The sequence below is a fragment of the Mycobacterium sp. genome (assembly GCF_049802695.1).
In the GTDB taxonomy this organism is placed as follows: Bacteria; Actinomycetota; Actinomycetes; order Mycobacteriales; family Mycobacteriaceae; genus Mycobacterium.
Genome location: NZ_JBARMY010000111.1, coordinates 1 through 21,667 on the forward strand (window position 1 = coordinate 1; position 21,667 = coordinate 21,667).

A 21,667-nucleotide genomic window follows, 5' to 3' on the forward strand; every position below is an offset into this window, starting at 1 on the left:
TCGTCGGACCCCGAAGTGGTCAGGGGCGCCGAGTAGACGATGGCAACTGCGGCGCACATCGCAACCGCTGACTCTGCCGCCGCAGCGCTGGAAAGCGGGAACCCACCGTCTCAAGGCACCGGCTGAAATGTGTGATGCAGTAGCAGGTACACGAAGGCTGCCGCCTTCGCCCAAGCATGGCTTAGCGGCGACAGCGCCGGCATCGGCGCTGTCGACCGCAGTCGTCGCCTTCACGCTGCCGTCCCTCCTCGCAGAGCGCACACTGCCGCCCAGAGTCGGTAGCGACGGCCCGTCCCAATCGGCATGCATCGTGCCCAAGGTCCTGCGCAAAGGTAGCAGGGCGCCCTCTGCCTGCGGCGTTCCCACGCTGATGCTCATAACAGGGGATAGGATACTATAAGTTTGTCCAATGCTTTCCAAGATACGAAAAGTATGTATACTACCGATGGCGGTGAATAGCGGTTTGTAGATATTAGGCCTGCACATACACATCGGCTAGGCACCCGCCGCAACGGCCGCAGGCCTTAACGACCGGGCCGGTTTGTCCATTGGACCGTTAGGAGAAGACATGGCATTTGTGACCACACAGCCGGAGATGCTGGCGGCCGCAGCCGGCAGCCTGCAAGGCATCGGCTCAGCGATCACGAGTGGGAATGCGGTCGCGGCGGCTTCCACGACCGGTGTGGTGCCTGCCGCTGCCGACGAAGTATCGGCGATGACGGCGGCGCAGTTTGCCGGACACGCCGAGATGTACCAGGCGGTGAGCGCCCAAGCCGCGGCAATCCACGAGATGTTTGTGAACACACTGGGTATCAGCGCCGGATCGTACGCAGCCACCGAGGCTGCCAACGCCGCCACCGCGCTTTAAGCCGCCAAAGGTTTAACTATGGATTTCGGGGCTTTCCCACCAGAGTTCAACTCCGCACGGATGTATTCGGGGCCAGGCTCAGGCTCGATGCTGGCCGCTGCCGCGGCCTGGAACGGGTTGGCCGCGGAATTGGATTCCGCCGGGTCAGCTTATGGGTCGCTGGTCTCGGACCTGACGAGCGGCTCGTGGCTGGGTCCATCGTCAACAGCTATGGCGGCCGCCGTGGCACCTTACGTGGCGTGGCTGAATAACGCCGCGGGCCAGGCTGAGCAATCGGCCGCTCAGGCCATGGCGGCGGCGGGCGCATATCACACCGCGTTCGCCATGACGGTGCCCCCGCCGGTGGTTGCGGCCAACCGCTCTCAACTGGCGGCATTGGTCGCGACGAACATTCTGGGACAGAACACCCCCGCGATCGCGGCTACCGAAACCCAATACGCCGAAATGTGGGCCCAGGACGCTACGGCGATGTACAGCTATGCCGGCAACTCGGCGGCCGCTTCGACGTTGACGGCGTTCACCTCCCCGCCGCAGATCACCAACCCGGCCGGGATGGCCAGCCAGACGGTCGCAGTCGCCCAGTCCACCGGCACCTCCGCCGGGACCTCGCAGGCGTCGCTATCGCAGCTGATCACTACGCTGCTGCAAGGGCTCGCGTCGCCCGCCTCGTCCGCTGCATCCACGCCGTCCGGTTCGGGGCTGTCGTCACTCCTCAGTCAGCTAATGAGTGGGCTGGGGAGTGGGTCTTCCACCGGGGCGTCCGCGGCAGGGCTGGGCGGGAGCTCCGGAGGGTCCCTCTTGCAGTCTCTGATTGGCGAGTATCTTTATCTTCCAGGGTTATTCGGCACATTTGGCGCCATGGACGCGCTCTCGCCCATTATGAATACCCTGGAGACAGCCCAACCCGTCGCCACAATTGCTGACGAGGCCGATGGTGCGGCGGGCGCGGCGGCGGCGGAGGCCGCCGATGGTGCAGTGGGGTCAGCGTTCGGCGGGGGCTTTGGGGAAGTTGGGGCCTTGGGAGGCCTAGGCGAGGCGGGCTCGATCGGGGCGTTGTCCGTGCCGTCGAGCTGGGGCTGGGCCGCGGCGGGAGCCCCGCTGGGAATGCTGGCACCCCCGGGTATGACGTTGGCGGTTCCGGCCGCCGACCTAAGTGCTGGATCAGGCTTGCCACTCGTCCTCGGCGGATTACCGCGGGCTGCCGGAGTGGGCGCTGCGGCCGGAGTGGGCGCTGCAGCCGCCAAATACGGGTCACGCCTTAAGGTAGTGCCGCGTTCACCAGCCGCTGGGTACCCGGATGAGCCGGAAGCCGCGTCAGCTTCGGAGCATCCGGTGCCCGCTGGGTTCCCGACGAACGGACACGCGCCGCCGGGGTACAGGGCGGCGATCGTCTACCTGCCAACCAATGGACACGCGCCGGCCAAGGTATGACAGGCAGGGGACGCAGCAATGTACTCGTCGTCTGTCGGCCGTGCCGCACGTGCTGATCAAAAGGCAACCATTCCATTCAGATGAGGAATCGTCGCATGCCAACACATTTCATGACGGATCCCAACACCATGCGGGATATGGCCGCAGCGGCAAGAGCAAGCCTCGCAGCAGGTTCTGAGCACCCAGCCGGGGAAACCTCAGCAGCGCAACTTTTTTCACGTTGGGAGGACAGTGAGTATGACAATCGATGAAGAGTTCGGCGATGTTGATTCCAAGAGCGCGTTGATTTGCGCCCAGGTCGCCTCGTTGGAGGCCGAGCACCAGGACATCATTCGTAGTCAGTGGCTGTACCAGCACGGCATAGCCGAGAACAACTACAACGACACACGGCAACTCGCGGCGTGCCAGCGAGCTTCCGAAATCAGCATGCCGGCCCTTTTCGTACTGCGGACACGCACCGGCGATCACGATGAAACGCCAAGTGTGGCATCTGCTTCGCTGTCGATTCCGTCGAAGCGGCTGCACTTGGCTCGTAGGAGTTGAGGTGGCAGTCCCTGACTTGATTCCCGTGCGTGCGAGGCGCAGCGCGTCTGCCGAGGTACTGCGGACAGATCGGAACGGCTACGACGAAGGTATTGCGGCGCTCGCTCGCCGTCTCGTGACCGCAATTGAGGATCGCCGACGCTCTGGTGAGCTGCTTGATCGTCTGCTATGGGGTGTTAACCTCCAGCGAAAGGGCGGAACGTATGGCGATGGAGAAACCGGCGGCCGTGGTGTCGGACCCGGGCTTGATATTTGGCGGGACGCTACAGATGCGGCGCTCGGCGATGTGATGAACAGCCCGGCGGGCTCAGGGGGGGAGAACCGTGCCACCACTAAGGCACCGATGAAGGCGCAACGCCGGTTCAGGCTCGACCTGTCGTGGTCACGGCTTACCCCGATTTTCGTCCTCGACGTCGCGGTGCTGTTGCTGGTCACTCGGTGTTGGCCGGAAGAATGGCAGCGCGCTGTCCCGGCGTGGTGGGTCGGTGCCGCTGTGGCGGCGATGGCGACACTGGCCGGAATGCTCACCTATCGAGGTATCACGTTGGCTTCCGGACTGGCCGCGTGGTTATGGAATTGGTCTGCCGACCCGGAGGCGTCACTGGTGGCCGGCTGTACGCCCGCGATCAATCACCAGCGCCGCTTCAGCCCCGACGTGGTCGGAGTCCGCGAGTATCGGGGTTTATTGGCGGCCGTGATCGCGGTCGACACTGCAGCGGATGAACAGTCCGGGCGGCACCACCGCTCGGTGGCAGAGTCGAGTGCCAACTTGCCGGTGAAGGTTGTCGCTGCAGGGCTAAGCCAGTTTGATGTGTGTCTCGACAGCATCGACATTGTGTCGGTGCGGACTCGACTGATTCCCGACGTCATTACTGGCCCCGGGCCGCATAACGACAGGCCGGGGATTGGTGCGGCTATTGATCAGATCAGCACATGGCTGGTGTTGCGGATGGATCCGCAACGCAATCTTGGCGGGGTGGCGGTGCGTGATTCGGTGGCCTCGACCTTGGCGGCGGCCGTCGAACGCTTGGCCCACCGGGTCGATGGGCGGCAATGCGCGGCGCGGCCGTTGACTGCCGACGAAATCGCCGATGTAGACACCGCCGTGCTGGCGGGTCTGCAACCTACGTGGCATCGGCCGGGTTGGCGCCACTTGAAGCACTTCAATGGATACGCGACCAGTTTCTGGGTGTCGCCGGCGGACATCACCTCAGAAACGCTGGACGCGCTGTTGTCAGCAGACACGGATGCCACCGTGGTGACGATCCGGCTCAGACTCCATCGTGGCCAGCCCGAGGTCTCGGCCTGGGTGCGCTATCACACGAGAAGCCCGCTGCCGCGCCAGATGTCGAGTGGGTTGAATCGCCTCATCGGCCGCCAACTGGGGGCTGTTCAGGCCAGTATGCCTGTCCCGTTGCGGCGTCCACCACTCGTGGTGCCGGCCCGAGTGCTCGATGACGACGCAGAGCTGGCGGTGCCGCTGGGGCAGCTGCCCAAACAATCACTGAGCGTTGTTAAGAGATAAGGACCAGCAGTGGACGACCACTCACGGTCAGGCGCTTCGTGACCCTGCAGATAGGTAATTTCAACTTAACCGGTGGCCGCGAAAGGACATTCCGGTGATCGACTCAAAGCAACGCTTCCGCGAGTATCTGGCGGCCGACCTCGCCGCGCACGATCTGCATCGCTGGCGGCCGTACTACCGGTTGACTCAACGGCCGTTGCACTTCCAGCGCCTGCTGCGTAGAGCCGAGTACTGGGGCAACGTGCGGCGCGATCCGGTCGGGCAGCTCCTGTTCATCTGGTTTTGTCTGCGGGCCAGGACAGTCGGTCAGTGGCTCGGGTTCGTTATTCCGCGCAACGTGTGCGGTCCCGGACTCTCGATCGCGCACCCAGGGTCTGTCGTTATCCACTTCGGCACCAAGGTCGGTGCCCGATGCCGGATGCACCAGGGCGCGACGATCGGAGAGGCCGGTGGGCGATACCCGGTGGTTGGTGACGACGTCTTCATCGGTCCGAACGTGGTGATCATCGGCGCGAACGTCGGCGATCGGGCGCGTGTGCACGCCGGCGCAGTGGTGACGAAGGATGTGCCGAGCGGCGCCGACGTCATGGGTGTCCCCGCGCGGATTGTGCCACCCTTGAACGGTGAGGTCAGGTGGTCTAAGGCGGCAGTATCAACGTCAAACGATTGATGGATACCCTTTCGGTAGTTGAGATTTGGCTGTTGTCGACCAGCGAGCACCCAGCGAGCGGTGAGATGGTGTTCAACTAAGCAACGGTTCGCGGAGGATTTGGCGGCTGACTCTCGCGGCGCACGATCTGCATCGCTGGCGGCCGCACTACATTTTGACCCGACGGGCGTTGCACTTCCAGCGCCTGCCGCGCAGGGGCGAGCGGGTCTCGGTGCACGCCGGCGCGGTCTCGACGCAGGACGTACCGTATGGCGCTGAAGTCGCGGGAAAGCTCTAGCTGTTTGTTTTTCACCGGACCGGACCGGACCGGACCGGACCGGCCGACGCCCCAGTCCTTCTGCCGCGTTAGCGGCAATACTCTAAGTATGTGAACCGCAGTTCGCTGATGCAACAGTATGTAATATAGTGTTCTGTTGCAGCTCTGGTTTGCTACGCCGCGCGTCACCCGCGGGCACGGGCGTCAGCCTTACCCCGCTGTAGGGAAACGAGGTGAGTTAGGTAATGACGAGGATGCTGAGGGATCGAGTCACCGACGTCGATTCACCGAGTTCGCTTTCGGGGCGTGCCCGTGCACGTCGCTGGAGCCGCTTTTCGGAAGTGTTCCCAGAAATTTCGGAAATGCGCGTGCTGGACCTAGGCGGCACACCCATGTCGTGGCTGCTGGCACCGGTCCGTCCTGCCGCGCTGACCGTCATCAATCTGTTGCCACTGGCGAGCGATGATCCGACGCTGAGGGTCGTGCGGGCAAATGCCTGCGAACTTCCCGACGGGCTGCGGCGAGAGAAATTCGATCTGGTCTACTCCAACTCGCTGCTCGAGCACGTCGGGGGGCATGTCCAACGACAACGGCTCGTTGACAATGTCCACCAATGCGCCGACCGACACTGGGTGCAGACCCCATACCGCTACTTTCCAATCGAACCACACTGGTTGTTCCCAGGTATCCAGTGGCTACCGTACAGCGCCCGAATCATGCTGTCGCAGAACTGGAATCGCGGGCACGTCAAGACTTACACGCGCGCCGAGGCGGAGGTACAGGTCAACGAAATCGACTTGGTAGGGATCGCGCAGATGCGCATGTACTTCCCAAACTCGACGATTTGGTACGAACGGTTCGCCGGCCTGGTCAAGTCGCTGGTGGCCATCCGCTCCGATTCCGCTCCGCGAGCATGACAAGTCGCGATAACAGAGTCAGCTGAGCACATCGGTGCGGGTTGCTGGCCGTGCAGGATCCCCGGTTCATCCGGTTACGTGTGACCGGTGCGCTCTCCGGCGTTGACGAGCGTAGTACGCGGCCTTAACTGTCCTCGGGGCGGACAGCATTCGAACCATCTTGTTGAACCAAGCCGCGTGCGGACCGCCTGGGCGGCGCTGTGTTTCGTCGAGGTCTGTTGGCCCGCAGTCTGTTCTCCGGCTGCTCCCCGTGATGAACACGCAGTGTCCGTTGCGGAGACCGTAAACTATGTAAAGCGCCAATAATGCGACAAAAAGTATGTAAAACGCGCCTGCGGGTGTACCATCGGTTCCATTACGCCGTCAGGGTGAAACGATAACCGCGGCCGCCGCCAGGGCCGGATTACTTCGTTAGGAGGAGCGGGTGTGTTCGTGACCACAGAGCATGAAATGTTGGCTTTCGCGCCGGCGACCGGCATCTACAACGACTGTGCTGCACGCGAGGATTCATTCTGTCGGGCCAGACCCGATCACGCTGGCACCACAATCACAATGCGAACCAGACAACACACCGCAGTTGGCGATGTCGCGAAAGTGGTCGGGATCGGCGTGCCGGGCGAACCGTTCGAAGATGTCGTTCAAGCAGGTCCGGATGGCCATGGGGACGAAGTAGGCGCCTGGGAAATCCCACCCGAGCGGCCCGAGTTCAGCGTGGTTTCAGCTCTTTTCGCGGATGTGCTCGAAAGCGAGCGCTCCGAACGACAGCAAGGTTGCACGAGTGTGACGCTGCCGTCGACGCTCGGAGACGGCAGATGAGCGCAAACCTGATGCCGGTAGTCGCGCAGGTGGAAAGAGCCGCTCGCGAACACCCTGAGGCAAACGCGGTGACTTCAGCCGACGGACACCTGTCGTATGCGGAATTGTGGTTGCGATCGCTTGCCCTGGTGGAGCAGCTGAATGAAGCAGGCATACGTCGGGGCGATCCCGTTGCGCTGTGCTTACCTCGGTCCATCGAGTTGGTAGTCGGCGCGCTGGGCGTCCTGGCTGCCGGCGGCTGCTACATAGCGTTGGACCCGGAATATCCCGACGACCGGCTTGGCTTCATGCTTGCCGATTCGGGTGCACAAATTGTCGTTGCGAAGGCGGATGTGGCCGCGCGAATTAGTGCGACCCGTGCGATAGAACCGATGCATTCTGTCGCCTCGGCACTGGCTGTCCCGGTAACGGTTGCGGCCGAAGATCCGGCCTACATCGTGTACACCTCAGGGTCCACGGGCCGCCCGAAAGGCGTAATCATCGAGCACGCCGGCCTAGGAAATCTTATTGATTGGCATGTGAGAGCGTTCGGTATCAGCGAGTCCGACCGATGCGCGCTGATATCGAGTCCCAGCTTCGATGCGGCTGTATGGGAGATCTGGCCGTGCCTGGCCGCCGGCGCTTCGCTGCACGTGCCACCGGGGCGGGTGAAAACCGATCCCATCGCGTTGCGTGACTGGTTGCTGGCCGAACGCATCACAACATCGTTTGTGCCGACGCCGCTGTGCGAGGCGGTCATGGCGCTCGACTGGCCCGACATTGCCCCCTTGAGGGCCATGCTCACCGGCGGCGATGTGCTGCACCTCCGCCCGAGGGCGGGTTTGCCGTTCCGGCTGGTCAACAACTATGGCATTTCGGAAGCCACCGTGGTGTCGACCTCGGGCACGGTAACGCCTGCAGAAGAAGTGGCTGGGTGCGCCGAGCTACCAACGCTCGGTTCGGCCATACCGGGGGTCAAGCTGACGGTGGTCAAGCCCGATGGTCAGCCGGTCCCGCCCGACACCGCCGGTGAGCTCGTTATAGGTGGGGTTTCGGTCGGCCGCGGTTACGTGGGTCATCCAGAACTCAACCGGACCAAGTTCTTCGTCGACGCAGCCGGTGACCGTTGTTACCGCACAGGCGATTTGGTGCGGCTGCGTGCCGACGGCCAACTCGTTTACCTGGGTCGACTCGACGAGCAGGTGCATATCCGGGGCCTGCGTATCGAACTCGGTGAGATCGTCGCAGTGCTTGACCAGCACCCGAAGGTCTGCGCCAGCACGGTGGTCGCCGTCGGCAACAACGGCGCGCAGCGGCTCAGTGCCTATGTCGTCGGCGCGGCGGGTCGGCCACCTGCAACAGCAGAGTTGCGCGAGTATCTGTCAAAGCGGCTGCCCCCCCACATGGTTCCGGCTGACTGCACAGTACTGGCTGAGCTTCCTACCAATGCGAACGGCAAGATCGACCGCAAGTTGCTGCGCGAGCTTGGAACTCAGATCGCCGGTCGCGGCCACCTGGCGCCGCCACGAAATGATCTCGAGCGCATCTTGGCCGACATCGTGGCCGAGCGGCTCTGGCTGCGGGAGATCGGGATCGATGAAGACTTTTTCGCCCTTGGTGGTCATTCCATGCTGGGCGCGCAGCTGTCCATCCGGATCGGGGAAAGATTCGGCGTCGAGGTACCACTGCGGTCAATCTTCGAGAATCCGACGGTGGCCGACATGGCCGTCGAGGTTGAACGGCTCTTGATGGCCGACATCGAGGCCATGAGCGCAGACGAGTTGATCCAGGCCGGTGCGCCGACGGGAGTGGACGCAACACAGCGCGAAGGAGCCCTCGAACCGTGACGACACGCACCAGCGCCCCGCTGAGCCTGTTTCACCTGCTCGACCCGGATGTCCTCGCCGACCCGTACCCGTTGTACGCGCGGCTGCGTCAAGAATCCCCGGTGCTGTGGGATCGATTCCTGCACGCATGGGTGGTCACCCGCTACGACGACGTCGCTGAGGTGCTCGCACGCTTCCGCGCGGAGCGCACACCCACTCCCGAGCGGCTGACCGAGCTCGGCATGCAGCGACTGGCACCGGTGGCTCAGGTCATGGTCAGACAAATGCTGTTCATGGACCCGCCGCAGCACCGCCGGGTGCGCGGGCTGGCATCGACGGCGTTCACCGCCCGCCGGGTAGAGCGACTGCGCAGCCACATCCGCGATATTGTCAACGACCTGATCGACCGGGTCGTCACACAAGGCGAAATGGACCTGATGAGTGACTTCGCCAACCCGCTGCCCGCGATCGTCACCGCCGAAATGTTGGGCGTGTCAACGGAAGACCAGGAGCAACTCAAGGACTGGTCGCAGACGTTCGCGCAGATGCTCGGCAACTTTCAACACAACCCGGACGGCATCGACGGCGTGGTCAGTGCGGTATCGGATATGACCGCCTACTTCCGGCATGCGCTGGCACGGCACTCTGGTGCGTCTTCGGACGGCCTGATCGGCGCTCTGAGCCAGGCTCGGGTCGACGGGGATCGGCTCACCGAGGAAGAGGTGATCGCCAACACGATCGTGACGATGGTGGGCGGCCAGGAAACAACCACCAACCTGATCGGCAACGGCTTACTGACCCTGCTGCGCCATCCGGCAGCGCTTAAACAGCTTCGCGATGACCCGGCCATTCTGCCCGTCGCGGTCGAGGAGCTGCTGCGCTACGAAAGCCCCAGCCAGCACACCGCGCGGCTCGCACCCGAGGACACCGTGCTGGGTGGCCAGCCGATCGAGCAGGGTCAAGCGGTCATCGCCGTGATGGGCGCCGCCAACCGGGACCCCGAGCGCTTCGCGGATCCTGATCGGCTCGACCTGACCCGCCAGGACAATCGGCACCTGGCGTTCGCGTGGGGCCCGCATTTTTGCTTCGGCGCACCGCTGGCCCGTATCGAGGGCCAGCTCGCGTTCGAAGCCCTGCTAACCCGCCTGCCCGACCTCGAGCTGGTCGACGGTTCCGCGCAGTGGCGCGCGAACCTAGGACTCCGCGGGCTAGCGACCCTGCCGATCCGGTGGCGAGCATGACCACGACCACGGATGACGCCGCCCGGCTTGCGCAGATGCGCCGCGCGCTCTTCGAGCGACGAGTCCGGGCGGCCGGTTCGCGCCCAGCGGCCGAACCACACGCGGTCAATTCGAGGATCCCATCCGGCCCACTGCCTTTGTCGGTTTCGCAATATCAACTGTGGTACTTGAGTCAACTCGCAGCGGACTCGCCCGTGTACAACGAGCTCATTACGATCCATAAGGCGGGTGTGCTCGACGAGGAAGCGCTGCGTCGGGCGCTCACCGAGGTGGTGGCAAGGCACGAGGCGTGGCGAACGACCTTCGACTGTATCGACGGTGTGCCTCATCAGTTCGTGCACGAGCCGATGGAAGTCGACCTGCCGCTGGTGGACCTATCACGCCTGAACACCGAAGAGGCAAAACTTCGAGCCGTCGAGATCGCCGCCGCCGACACGCTGCGTCCCTACGACCTCACCCGCGGACCTCTGATTCGTCCGCGACTGATCCGCATCGCCGAGGACGATCATCGGCTCTGCATCGGCCTGCACCATCTGATTTTCGACGGGACAACCCTGAATCGTGTCGTATTCGCGGAGCTCGTGGCGCTGTACCGCAGCTACGCCATGGGTGCTTCTTCGTCATTGCCCGACCCGCAGGCACAATACGCCGATTACACGATGTGGGAGCTTGAGTGGGTTCGCCGACCTGAGATAGCCGCCCGAATTGCACGCTGGCGCAGCCGACTTGCCGACATCACACCGACTCAGCTGCCGTTCGATCACCCGCGACCGCCGCGACAGACGTTTGTCGGCGGGACGATCCCGCTGACGATTGAACACGCCACCGTTGACGGGCTGCGCCGCGCGGCTCGAAGTGCGGGCGGCACCCTTTTCCACGCGTTGGCTGCCGCCTACGCCTGGTGGCTGCAGCTCTACACCGAGTCCACAGATGTTGTCTTCGGGACGCCGCATGACCTGCGCCACCGTAGCGATCTGCTGGGGGTGGCCGGATACTGTGTCACCCCCGTGGTGGTGCGCTGTGAGGTGTCGGGCGAAGAGTGCTTCACCGCGCTGGTGGGCCGGATCCGCCGCGCAGTGATCGAGGCGCTCGGCGATGTGGTGCCGTTCGAGACCCTGGTGGCCGGCCTCGACGTACCACGAGATCCGCGCCACAATCCGCTTTTTCAAACGGCGTTGGCTTTTGAGCCGCCGCTGACGTCCGCGGCTGATGATTGGTCCCTGCACCTGATGGAATCCGATGTTTCAGACGCGGTGGGGTCGGCGAAGTTTGACATCAGTATCGAGTTGGACGAGCGACCCGAGGGACACATCGCAGGTAGGTTCTTCTTCAGCACGGATTTGTTCGACCGACAGACGGCAAGCGAGATGGCGTTACAGTTGCGCCGCTTGCTCGATGTCGTAGCGGTGGCGCCGGAATCACCGATGGCCGACCATGATCTGGTTACCCCAGATGCGCGCCAGCGGCAGCTAGGCTGGAAATCTGAAGCGCCACAAGATATTTCGTCGCACTGCGTGCACGAGGTGATCAGCTCGCAGGTCGACCGGACGCCCGGCGCGGTGGCGGTACAGGTCGGTGATGCGACACTGACCTATCGGCAACTGGACGATCGCGCGGCGGCCATCGCATCGCGGTTGGTGGCCGTGGGCGCCGGGCCCGGCGCGGTGGTGGCCGTGTTCTTGGACCGCACGCCTGACCTGGTGGCGGCGCTGCTTGGAATCCTCAAGTCCGGCGCGGCGTATCTGCCGCTGGATCCCCGCCAGCCGGCCGCCCGGAACACCTACTGCATCAGTGACGCCGGCGCGAGCTTCATTCTCGTCGATCGTCAGCTGCCGACTGACCTGGCGGTCGCTGGGGCGAGCGTGATCAGCCTCGGCGATTACTGGCCACCGGCAGCTTGCCATGTTGCCGTGTCGCCCAGCGACCTGGGCTACGTGATGTACACCTCGGGCTCGACCGGCCGCCCCAAGGGTGTGCTCGTCGAACATCGCAACGTCGTGAACTTGATGCACACCATGTTTCGCGCATTTGGGGTCACGGGATCCGATACGGTGCTGTCGGTAGCCGCCGTCACTTTTGATATGGCGGTCGGCGACATCTTCTGTGCGCTTGCGTGCGGAGCACGCCTGGTGCTCGCGACCGGCGAGCAGGCGATGAATCCGGCCGCACTCAGCCGCCTGATCGCGGATACCCGCGCAACCTACATGATGGCGACCCCGACGACATGGGCGGCGCTCATCGCCGCGGGCTGGAGCGGAAACCGGACCCTCACCGCGGTACCCGCCGGCGAAGCGCTCACCGATGCGCTTGCCGACGCACTCCTGCAAAAATGCCGGGCAGTCTGGAACGCGTGGGGTCCCACTGAAACGACCGTCGTCGCCGCGGCTGCTCGGCTGACCGACGGGGACACCGTCACGGTGGGAACTCCATTGCCGGGCGTGCGGGTATACGTTGTTGACTCGCGCGGGCGGGAACAGCCGGTAGGGGTCCCCGGGGAGATCGCGGTTGGCGGCGCCGGTGTGGCTCGCGGCTACCTCAATCAGCCTGACGCGCACGCGCGCCGGTTCGGAGATGATCCATTCCATGCCGGCGGCCGAATCTATCGCACCGGCGATCGTGGCAGGTTTCTGCCGGACGGCCGAATACAACACCTGGGCCGCTACGACGACCAGCTCAAGATCCGCGGCTACCGCATAGAGCCGGGCGAGATTGAGTCCACTCTGTGCGAGCACCCAGACGTGGGATCCTGCGCAGTGGTGGGTCGCGAGGCGTCCAACGGCGAACGGCAGTTGGTGGCGTATATCGTCGGCGAGGCGGAGCGCCCGAGCGGTGCCGAGGCGCGTGAGTGGCTACGTCGCCGTCTGCCCGAGTACATGGTTCCCAGCGCATTCGTGCATCTCAGAACGCTCCCGACGACCGCTAGTGGGAAGCTCGACAAAGCCGCACTTCCCGCACCGTCGCCGCAGACAACAGGCCGCATCGACGCCCAATCTCCGCGCAACGGCACGGAAAGGCGCGTCGCCGAGCTGTGGGCCGGCTTGCTGGGGGTGACCGTAACCGACGTCGACTGCGACTTCTTTGATATGGGTGGTCATTCGCTGCTGGCGGCCAGGCTGATTGTTGAGGTGGAGCGGGCATTTGGTGTTGCGCTGTCGCTTGCGGCGTTCCTCGACAACGGCCGAACCGTTGCAGGACTGGCCAAGTTGCTCGGTACCGAAAGGCACAGCGGGACAGACGAAGTCAAGTCCGTCCCGCCGCTGCACTTCATCTTCTCCGATCTTGCATCGGCGATGAGCCTGAGGCACTTTACGGCCCAGTGGGGTGCCGCGCAGCCGGTACACCCGCTGATCCTCGATCAGCCAGGCGGGCAGTTCGACCTATCCGTGACCATCGAACAGCGTGCCAGCCAAGCCCTTTCGATGATTCGCGACCGGCAGCCGGATGGTCCGCTTGCGCTAGTCGGCTACTCGATGGGAGGGCTGGTGGCCTACGAAGTTGCCCGTCAGGCTGTCGATGGCGGCCGGCAAGTCGACTGGCTGGGCATCCTCGATGCTCTGGCGCCGTCGTTGACGGAACGGCGGCGGGCGCAGCTGTCACAGCTGACGTTGCGAGGGCGGCATGGCCGGTTACGCCAGCTACCGGCGCGTGAGCGGTGGGCCAAGTACGCCGACGTTGCGATTCGGGTGCTTCGAAGTGGGCCCGGTGCGCTGCGGCCACCACCATCACTGAACGACTTCGACTTGCGCGGTGCTCTAGAGGTCGCATGCCTTTATCGGCAGCCTGGACATGAGGTGCCGATACACCTGTTCGTGAGCGAGGACAGCGCAGCCGATGTGCAGGCAGATCTGTTGGGGTGGGAGGAATTTCACAAAGGCGCCTTGACGGTTGAACGTCTCGCCGGTGACCACGCCACCGTCCTCGAACTACCCAAGGTAGAGCAGCTCGCGCGGTTGACGCTCGGGTCGCTTGATAGAGCACGAGCATTGACACGCATAGGACACCCCGAGGCGACACAGGGGGTATGCGCGGTCAGGTGAGTCCCGCAGTGGCTTGCACTCGAGGCCAAACCCAGCCCTGGGCAGCTGTGCACGTCACTGCCGCCATTCGCTCGTTATCGTCGGAAGGAGACGGACCGAGACTGTGATAGCCAGTACGCCACATCGCTGCTTTACCAGCGACAACACCGCCGGTGGCGCTCCCGAGATTCTCGCCGCTGTTACGGCGGCAGCCTGCGGTCAGGCGCCACCCTACGGCACCGACAGTTGGACTTCGAGGGCACGACGCCGCTTCAGCGAAATCTTTGATCGCGACGTCGATGTGTTCCCCGTGTCCACCGGCTCGGCAGCGAACGCGTTGAGCTTGGCCGCGCTGACTCCACCTTGGGGTGGCGTGTTATGTCACCGCGACAGCCATATCAACAACGACGAGTGCGGCGCACCGGAGTTCTTCACCGGAGGTGCCAAACTGATTGCTCTCGGCGGGCAAAACGCCAAGATCGATCCCGACGAGCTGCAGGCGGCGGTGCACCGCAAGGTCGGCGACGCGCACAGCGTGCAACCCTCCGTGTTGAGCATCACCCAGCCCACCGAGACCGGCACGGTGTACACCGCCGCCGAGATCGGACGCCTGGCCGGCATTGCGAAGCACGCGAGCCTGCGCGTTCACATGGACGGCGCCCGCCTCGCCAACGCCCTCGCCACATTGGGTTGCAACCTCGCCGAGGTAACCTGGCGCGCCGGCGTGGACATGCTGTCCTTTGGCGCCACCAAGAACGGGGCCATAACCGCCGATGCGATCGTCGTCTTCGACAATGCCCTAACCACCGAGCTCACCTTCCGAGCTAAGCGAGCAGGGCAACTCGCCGCCAAAACGCGTTTCGCCGCCGCCCAACTCGACGCCTACCTCGCCAACGATCTGTGGCTACACAATGCCCGGCACGCCAATGCCATGACCGCGCGGCTCGCAGTTGGGCTGAAGTCCGTTCCCGGCACGCACATTGCGAGCAAGCCGGAGGTGAACATCCTCTTCTGCCGCCTGCCCCAGCAGGTCATCGATGGACTTCGGCGCGAGGGTTACGGCTTCTACCACGGCCGTTGGCAGCCAGGTGTCGTCCGTTTCGTCACCTCATTTGCCACTACCACGCACGATGTCGACGAGCTGATACACGCGGTTCGCCGACTCACCGCTGCCACGATCGAGCAAAGCCTTTCTTAACGAGTTCGAACACATGGCTAGTGAGCCCGGCGACGGTGGATTTCGGCAACTGCGGCCCGCACGGCGAATATACTCAAAGTATAGAAATCCGGTGACATCATCTAAAAAGTATGTAAAGATGGCTGCATGTGGATGACCGGTATCTCTACAGGTCGTGTATCGGTGCCATCCCGACGAGAGCGCCGCGCAGCGGTTTCCTTCGAAAACCGTGTTTTGGAGGGAGAGGTAGATGAGGTATACACCGACTGCCATCACCGGCGTGACGATTGTTGACGTCGAACCGCATTACGACGATCGAGGCTTCTCGTCACGTGCGTTCTGCGTGAACGAATTCGCCGAATACGGGCTGATTTCCAACGTCGCGCAGACGAACATCTTCTACAACCACAAGCGAGGGACGGTGCGGGGTCTGCACCTGCAAGCGCCGCCGTACCCGGAGGCCAAGCTGGTGCGCTGCACCCGCGGGGCAATAGTCGACGTCGCCGTCGACGTGCGCCGCGAGTCATCCACCTATGGCAGGCACGTGATGACAGAGCTCAGCGCCGACAACCACCGGGCGCTGTTTTTGACGCCGTATGTCGCGCACGGCTTTCAGACTTTGGCCGACAACACTGAAGTCCTTTATCAAGTCAGCGGTCGTTATGCGCCAGCTGGGCAGCAGGGATTCCGTTGGGACGAACCAGCATTCAAGATCCCGTGGCCGTTAACGGTCACGGTTGTCTCCGAAGAAGACGCCAAATGGCCGCTTCTGGAACCGGTCGGGATCGCAGCGCGCGCCCAGGGATTGCTACCAATCGGCGCCGCGAAAGGTTGCACGCTCGTGCGTGACGTGCCCAGGGACGCGACGCCAACCTACGACGACGTCCAGGTGCCGCTCGGTCGGCTGGTGGAGCAACTGCTCGAGGCGCAGAGCCGGATGCCCGTCGGCGTCCAGCCGGACTTAGCGGCCACCACCTAAGTCGAACCGTCATGACCACATCGTCGCTTTCCCGTCAAACCGGCCTTGCGCCGGTCATCGGACACCCGGCCCCGTCCGGGCATAACACCGCTCGACGTTGGCAGCACCGGTATTCGGCACGTCTGCGCATCAGCGACTCGGTGATCGTCTTCGCATCGGTGATGCTGGCTCAGTTCGTGCGGTTCGGGGACAATCTGACCACATCCGGCTACCCAGGCGCGGTAATCACGTCCTTCTCGCTGCTCTTCGCGGTGCTCTGGATGTCGTTCCTCGCGGTGTTCCACACCAGATCGACGCGAATAATCGGCGCGGGCATCGAAGAGTACCGGCGCATCGCGAGCGCATCGTTCTGGACATTTGGAACCATCGCGATGATTACTTTGCTGGCTAAAATTTTCGTAGCTCGAGGCTATTTAGCGGTTGCGCTTCCGGTAGGCACCATTGCGCTATTGACCAGCCGGGTATTGTGGCGTCACCACATCGCCGGGAAGCGAGCGCACGGCGAATGTCAGACGAAGGTACTGGCGATTGGCGACCGCCGGGCCGTGTCACACCTTGCGCATGAACTGACCCGAAACCCCAGAGACGGCTATGTGGTGCTCGGAGTCTGTATTCCAGGATATGGGCCGTCGCGTGGCAAAAAGCTTATGGTGCATGGCCGCGAAATCCCGATTCTCGGTGACGAAACCCGTGCCCTGGCTGCCATCGGTCATTGCGGCGCGGACACCGTGGCGTTGACTGGGACCGAACGTTTCGGTGTGCAGGGGATCAGGCAACTGATGTGGCGGCTGGAGACGATGGACGTCGACCTCGTAGTCGCGCCGGGCGTGATGGACGTCGCGGAAGGACGGCTGGCTCTGCGGCCGGTCGCGGGGTTTCCCTTACTGCATGTCGAAAAAGCGCAATATCAAGGGGCTAAGCGCTTCCAGAAGCAGGCTTTTGACTTCTGCTTCGCGTTGGCAGCCCTTATCGGAACGTCGCCACTACTCATCGCATCAGCTGTTGCTATTAAATTGACAAGCAAAGGGCCGGTTTTTTACCCTTCCGAGCGTATCGGCCTCGATGGCACGCCGTTCACAATGCTCAAATTTCGGACAATGGTGGACGGCGCGGACAAGCAGATTGACCACCTGCTGCCCCTGAACGAATGCGTCGGCGGCATGCTGTTCAAGATACGTCAAGATCCGCGCGTCACACCCGTCGGCAGAATACTCCGACGATTCAGCATCGATGAATTGCCGCAATTCCTCAACGTGCTGAAGCACGATATGAGTGTGGTTGGCCCGCGGCCGCCGCTGATGCGCGAAGTGGCGAAGTACAACGGCGACGTGAAGCGACGAATGTTGGTGAAGCCGGGTGTTACGGGCTTATGGCAAGTAAGTGGCCGTTCTGATCTCTCGTGGGATGAGTCGGTACGGCTGGATCTGTCCTACGTCGACAACTGGTCGATGGCCAGCGACCTGCTCATCATCGCAAAGACAGTAAGGGCCGTCTTGGTGAGCGACGGAGCGTACTGAGTGGCGGTGGATTACGGCGGGCGGGTAGCCACGGAGCCGGTCACCGCAGCGGTGGCTCCTTCTACTACGCCGAAGCGCATGGCTTCTGCGTTCGCGATACAGGTGATCTGCCGGGTGTTTGGGATGCTGGCCTCGATGGTTTCGGTGGCTCTCACCGCTCGCTATTTAGGCCCCGACCGCTACGGTGAGCTTACCATCGCAGTCGTCTTCATCGGGACCTGGGCCAGCCTCGCCGACCTCGGTATCGGTACGGTCATCGTCCGGCGCGTGACTACCGGCAGAGGCGAACTCGAACGCCTGGTCCGGATGAACAGCGGCTTGTCGTTGGTGTACTGCGTTCCGCTGGCGGCGCTGGCGGTTGGGTCAGGATTGCTCGCGTACCACGATTCCGGTGTGCGAACGATGCTGGTGGTGCTGTCCGGGCAGCTGATGGTGCTGACGATGACGGCACGGTTTGAGCCGGTGTTTCTGGTCACCGTCCGATTCTTTGCTGTGGCCTTCTCCGACGTCGCCAGCCGATTGGCCACGCTGGCAGCGGTCGTCTGGCTGGTCACGACCCGGGCCGACATCGTCTGGTTCGCGGTCGCACAACTCATCGCGCCCATCGTGTGTCTGCTGATCCAGGGCACTGCGGCGTCGCGGCACATCTCGTTGCGCCCCATCTTTTCGTGGCGGCAGACCGCCGATTTGCTGCGGGAAGCTCTGCCGGTCATCGGTGTGGTAGTGCTCGCGACTGTGTACTGGCGCTGTGACGGCGTGATCTTGTCCCTGGTGAGCAGCCATTCCGAGGTAGGGGTGTACGCGTTGGCGTGCACGGTCGCGCTCAACACCGTGGTCGTGTCGCTGTTCTTTCAGAGGGCGACATTGTCGACGGCCACCGAGCTGTTCTCGTGTGATGTCGCCGCGTTCGCCCGGTTCATGCGCCGCAGCGTGGAGCTGATGTGGTTCCTGGCGGTCCCGGTTGCGGTTATCGGAGGTCTCCTGGCCGGACCCCTGATCGGGTTCTTCGGCGATCGGGCGTTCGTTGATCGCGGTACACCGGCGCTGACATTGCTGTGCACCGCTGCAGCACTACGAATGGTGGGCAGCACCCTGAGCCAGGGTTTGTTCGCTTGCCACCAACAGGGGTTCCTATTCCGGATGTCCATCGCGGAACTAGGGGTCATCGTCGGGCTCAACCTCGCTCTGGACGGACGGTTCGGAGCCATTGGCGCCGGCGTCGCGGTGACGTGTACGGAGCTGTCCCGCATGGTGATCGCGAGTTGGTGGCTGCGACGTCAGTGCGGTTATCGCACGCCGGCAATTTTTTTGCTGCGGCTGCTGGCTCCGACGGCGGCGAGTGCCGTGGTGGTGCTGCTGCTGTCCGACCAGCACGTGCTGCTTACTTTGGCTGCGGCATTTGCCGTCTATCTGGCGGCCAGCATGGTGGTCGGCCCAGTCACGTGGTCGAGCTTGGCCATGCTGCGCAGACAGCGGGTGGTGGCGTGAGTCGCGGAAGAGACCGGGCCTATCTCAAAGCCCCGTCCGATTGCGTCGCCCCGCTGCACTCCGGCCGGCAACTCGCGGTCCTCATCGTGACAGATAAGAACCACGACCTGCTCGAGCGGTGTCTCGCCAGCGTCACCGAGCACCTGCCCGGGCTGCCGGTCTACATTTTTGTGAACAGCGGCAATCGATATCCCGGGCGCGAAGAACTTGTCGCCCTTTACCCCGAGGCACATTGGGTCTTGGGGTCGGTAAACCGCGGCTTCGCGGCAGCCTTCAACGCGTTGGTGGAGTACACGCCGCCGGATGCCGATCTGCTGATGCTCAGCCCCGAGACGCGGCTTCGGGGATCGCTGACTCGCACTCGCGATTTGCTTCGCCAGCCGGGGACGGCGGCCGTTTCGCCGCTGTGGCGTGCCAGCGCGGTTCCGGGTGCAGCACCGTGGGATAACGCGACGCGTCGCATTACACTGACCCGTGCGTTGGTCGCCGCGACCGGCTACTCCGATACGCTACGCGGCACGCCGCTCTCCCATCTTTACGCCCACCAGCCGGGCGAATCACAGACCATCGAGGGCTACGCCGCCGGCGCCTGCCTGGCGATCAACCGGGCGGCGTGGAACGCCATCGGTGGTTTCGACGAGGAGTTCTTCCCCTACGGCGACGAAGCCGACTGGCAGGCCCGGGCCCGCGGCGCGGGCTGGCGCATCCTGTTGGCCGACGAACTGGCCGTCGAGCACGGCGCCCCGGCGATCGGCCCTGCAATCGACGCCCCCTCCGTGGACGTCGATGACTTCTCGGCCGGTGAATGCATCCGAAACCGCGACCTGTTTGACGCCAACGTCGCTTTGCTGCTCGAACACCAGCAGAGCGTTCACCACGCGGATGCGTACCTGGCCGGAAGAATGGTGCTGGACCGGGTGCAGCGCTGCCGGCGACGCGCGCGCCGGGCCGTGGGCACCGGCCGCCGCGGGGACCTGCCATCGATCGTGGTCACCACCAATCGCCTCGTATACGGCGGCGCCGAGCGTCAAAAGGTGTTGCTGGCAGGCGAGTTGAGCCGCCGCGGCTATCCGGTCACCGTCGTCTGCGCGCAGCGGTTCGGCCCGCTGATCAGGGAGATCCCGCACAGCGTGCGCGTGGTGCGTCAACCCTGGTGGGCACCGGTCATCGACATCCCCGACGGTCCCGCGGTCCTCATCAGCGGCGACACCAATACCGAGACCGGTTTAGCCACGCTGTGGCGCGCCGCCGGGGGCGGTCGGCGCTGGCTCGTCGCCCCGCACACCCCGCCGGAGGAGGACCGGCCGATCTACTCGCGGCCACTGGCCGCCGCGATGTGTCGCGCGGACGGGTTCATCGTGCTGGCGCAACGGCATTGGGAAATGCTCGGGATGCACCACCGGCTCGACGGACGGCGTTTCGTGGCCCCGAACGGCGTCGAACTGGAGGATGAACCGCGTCCCCGGCTGCGCGCGACCGACCATCCGCTGCACCTGGTGATGCTCTCGCGAATTGTCGAACACAAGAACCCGCTATTGCTGATCGAGGCGCTGAGCGGACTGACCGACCGGCCGTGGACGTTATCGATTTTCGGTGACGGCTCCGACCGGGAGCGGCTGCAGGCTTGCACCCCAACCGAGTTAAGCGATCGGGTGCACTGGCGCGGCTGGTCGGCCGGGCCGGAACCCGCTCTGGCCAAAGCCGATCTGCTCTGCGTACCTAGTCGCTCGGAAGCATTTCCGATGGTCATTCTCGAGGCAATGGCCCGGGCGGTGCCGGTGGCGGCGTCCGCGATCTGCGCGGTTCCGGAAATGCTGGATTTCGGACGGGCGGGATACGTCGTCGAGCCGGTCTCGGTGGCGGGCTGGCGCGATCAGTTGGCCCGCATCCTGGCCGACCCCGCCGCACTGCCGAGTGTCGGCCGGCGCGGCTTCGAGCGGATGCGAACGCACTACACGGTGGCGGCGATGACCGACGCCTACCTCGAGGCGATCGGTGCGGTGCTGTGAACGCCGCACGGGTGCTGTGGCTTACGCCGTGGATGCGCCCGCTGGCGCGGGTGCAGGCCGAGGCGCTACGGCGCCGCGGCGTCGACGTGCTGCTGGTGACCTCCGACCTGCACCCAGAGTCCGACGCCGCGCGCGACTACGAGCTGTTGCTCGACCCACGGTTCCGCACGGCGTCTTCCTGGCCGGCCACCCTCGCGGCCTGGCACCGGGTGCGGGCATATCGGCCCGACGTCGTGGTCGCCGAACTGGTGCGCGATCCGCGTTGGATCGCGCTGGCCGGCCGGGCGCCACGCATTCAGGTGATCCACGACGACCGCGCCCACGACTCCGCTGAACTTCGGCCGGCCTACGAGGCCGCTGTCTTCAACCGCTGGGGTGCCCGGTCGGCGGCCACTGTCACCTACAGCCA

At 64.0% G+C, this 21,667-nt stretch carries 16 protein-coding genes; all 16 read left to right on the top strand.

Annotated features, from left to right (window positions below; translation table 11 throughout):
• Positions 1-568: 568 nt before the first annotated feature.
• Positions 569-868, top strand: coding sequence for a PE family protein (locus WA317_RS04255; RefSeq protein ID WP_425171857.1), 300 nt, complete (start codon positions 569-571; stop codon positions 866-868).
• Between the two features lie 18 nt (positions 869-886).
• Positions 887-2,299, top strand: a complete 1,413-nt coding sequence (locus WA317_RS04260) for a PPE family protein (protein ID WP_425171858.1) — start codon at positions 887-889, stop codon at positions 2,297-2,299.
• 237 nt (positions 2,300-2,536) lie between these two features.
• Positions 2,537-2,842 carry a hypothetical protein gene (locus WA317_RS04265; RefSeq protein WP_425171859.1) on the top strand — a complete coding sequence of 102 codons (306 nt, stop codon included), beginning with the start codon at positions 2,537-2,539 and terminating at the stop codon, positions 2,840-2,842.
• Between the two features lie 343 nt (positions 2,843-3,185).
• Positions 3,186-4,367, top strand: a complete 1,182-nt coding sequence (gene eccE / locus WA317_RS04270) for a type VII secretion protein EccE (RefSeq protein WP_425171860.1) — start codon at positions 3,186-3,188, stop codon at positions 4,365-4,367.
• 94 nt (positions 4,368-4,461) lie between these two features.
• Positions 4,462-5,037 carry a serine O-acetyltransferase gene (locus WA317_RS04275; protein ID WP_425171861.1) on the top strand — a complete coding sequence of 192 codons (576 nt, stop codon included), beginning with the start codon at positions 4,462-4,464 and terminating at the stop codon, positions 5,035-5,037.
• A 618-nt stretch (positions 5,038-5,655) separates the two neighbouring features.
• On the top strand, positions 5,656-6,210 hold the full coding sequence (locus WA317_RS04280; protein WP_425171862.1) for a class I SAM-dependent methyltransferase: 555 nt from the start codon (positions 5,656-5,658) through the stop codon (positions 6,208-6,210).
• Positions 6,211-6,663: 453 nt separating this feature from the next.
• On the top strand, positions 6,664-7,026 hold the full coding sequence (locus WA317_RS04285; RefSeq protein WP_425171863.1) for a hypothetical protein: 363 nt from the start codon (positions 6,664-6,666) through the stop codon (positions 7,024-7,026).
• Positions 7,023-8,852, top strand: a complete 1,830-nt coding sequence (locus tag WA317_RS04290; RefSeq protein WP_425171864.1) for a non-ribosomal peptide synthetase — start codon at positions 7,023-7,025, stop codon at positions 8,850-8,852. The genes WA317_RS04285 and WA317_RS04290 overlap by 4 nt, the downstream gene beginning before the upstream one ends.
• On the top strand, positions 8,849-10,072 hold the full coding sequence (locus WA317_RS04295; protein ID WP_425171865.1) for a cytochrome P450: 1,224 nt from the start codon (positions 8,849-8,851) through the stop codon (positions 10,070-10,072). The genes WA317_RS04290 and WA317_RS04295 overlap by 4 nt, the downstream gene beginning before the upstream one ends.
• Positions 10,069-14,109 (top strand): non-ribosomal peptide synthetase, encoded by a 4,041-nt coding sequence (locus WA317_RS04300; protein ID WP_425171866.1) that lies wholly within the window; start codon positions 10,069-10,071, stop codon positions 14,107-14,109. Before WA317_RS04295 ends, WA317_RS04300 begins: the two co-directional genes overlap by 4 nt.
• Before the next feature lie 103 nt (positions 14,110-14,212).
• Positions 14,213-15,286 (top strand): threonine aldolase family protein, encoded by a 1,074-nt coding sequence (locus WA317_RS04305; protein WP_425171867.1) that lies wholly within the window; start codon positions 14,213-14,215, stop codon positions 15,284-15,286.
• A 229-nt stretch (positions 15,287-15,515) separates the two neighbouring features.
• Positions 15,516-16,244: a dTDP-4-dehydrorhamnose 3,5-epimerase family protein gene (locus WA317_RS04310; protein WP_425171868.1), complete on the top strand. Its 729-nt coding sequence runs from the start codon at positions 15,516-15,518 to the stop codon at positions 16,242-16,244.
• A gap of 11 nt (positions 16,245-16,255) precedes the next feature.
• The gene (locus WA317_RS04315) at positions 16,256-17,761 is read left to right on the top strand and encodes a sugar transferase (RefSeq protein ID WP_425171869.1); all 1,506 of its coding nucleotides are present in this window, start codon (positions 16,256-16,258) and stop codon (positions 17,759-17,761) included.
• Positions 17,762-17,839: 78 nt separating this feature from the next.
• Positions 17,840-19,249 (top strand): flippase, encoded by a 1,410-nt coding sequence (locus WA317_RS04320; protein ID WP_425171870.1) that lies wholly within the window; start codon positions 17,840-17,842, stop codon positions 19,247-19,249.
• Positions 19,246-21,258, top strand: coding sequence for a glycosyltransferase (locus WA317_RS04325; protein WP_425171871.1), 2,013 nt, complete (start codon positions 19,246-19,248; stop codon positions 21,256-21,258). The genes WA317_RS04320 and WA317_RS04325 overlap by 4 nt, the downstream gene beginning before the upstream one ends.
• Before the next feature lie 11 nt (positions 21,259-21,269).
• Positions 21,270-21,667: glycosyltransferase (locus WA317_RS04330; RefSeq protein ID WP_425171872.1), on the top strand; the 398-nt coding region annotated here is incomplete at its 3' end.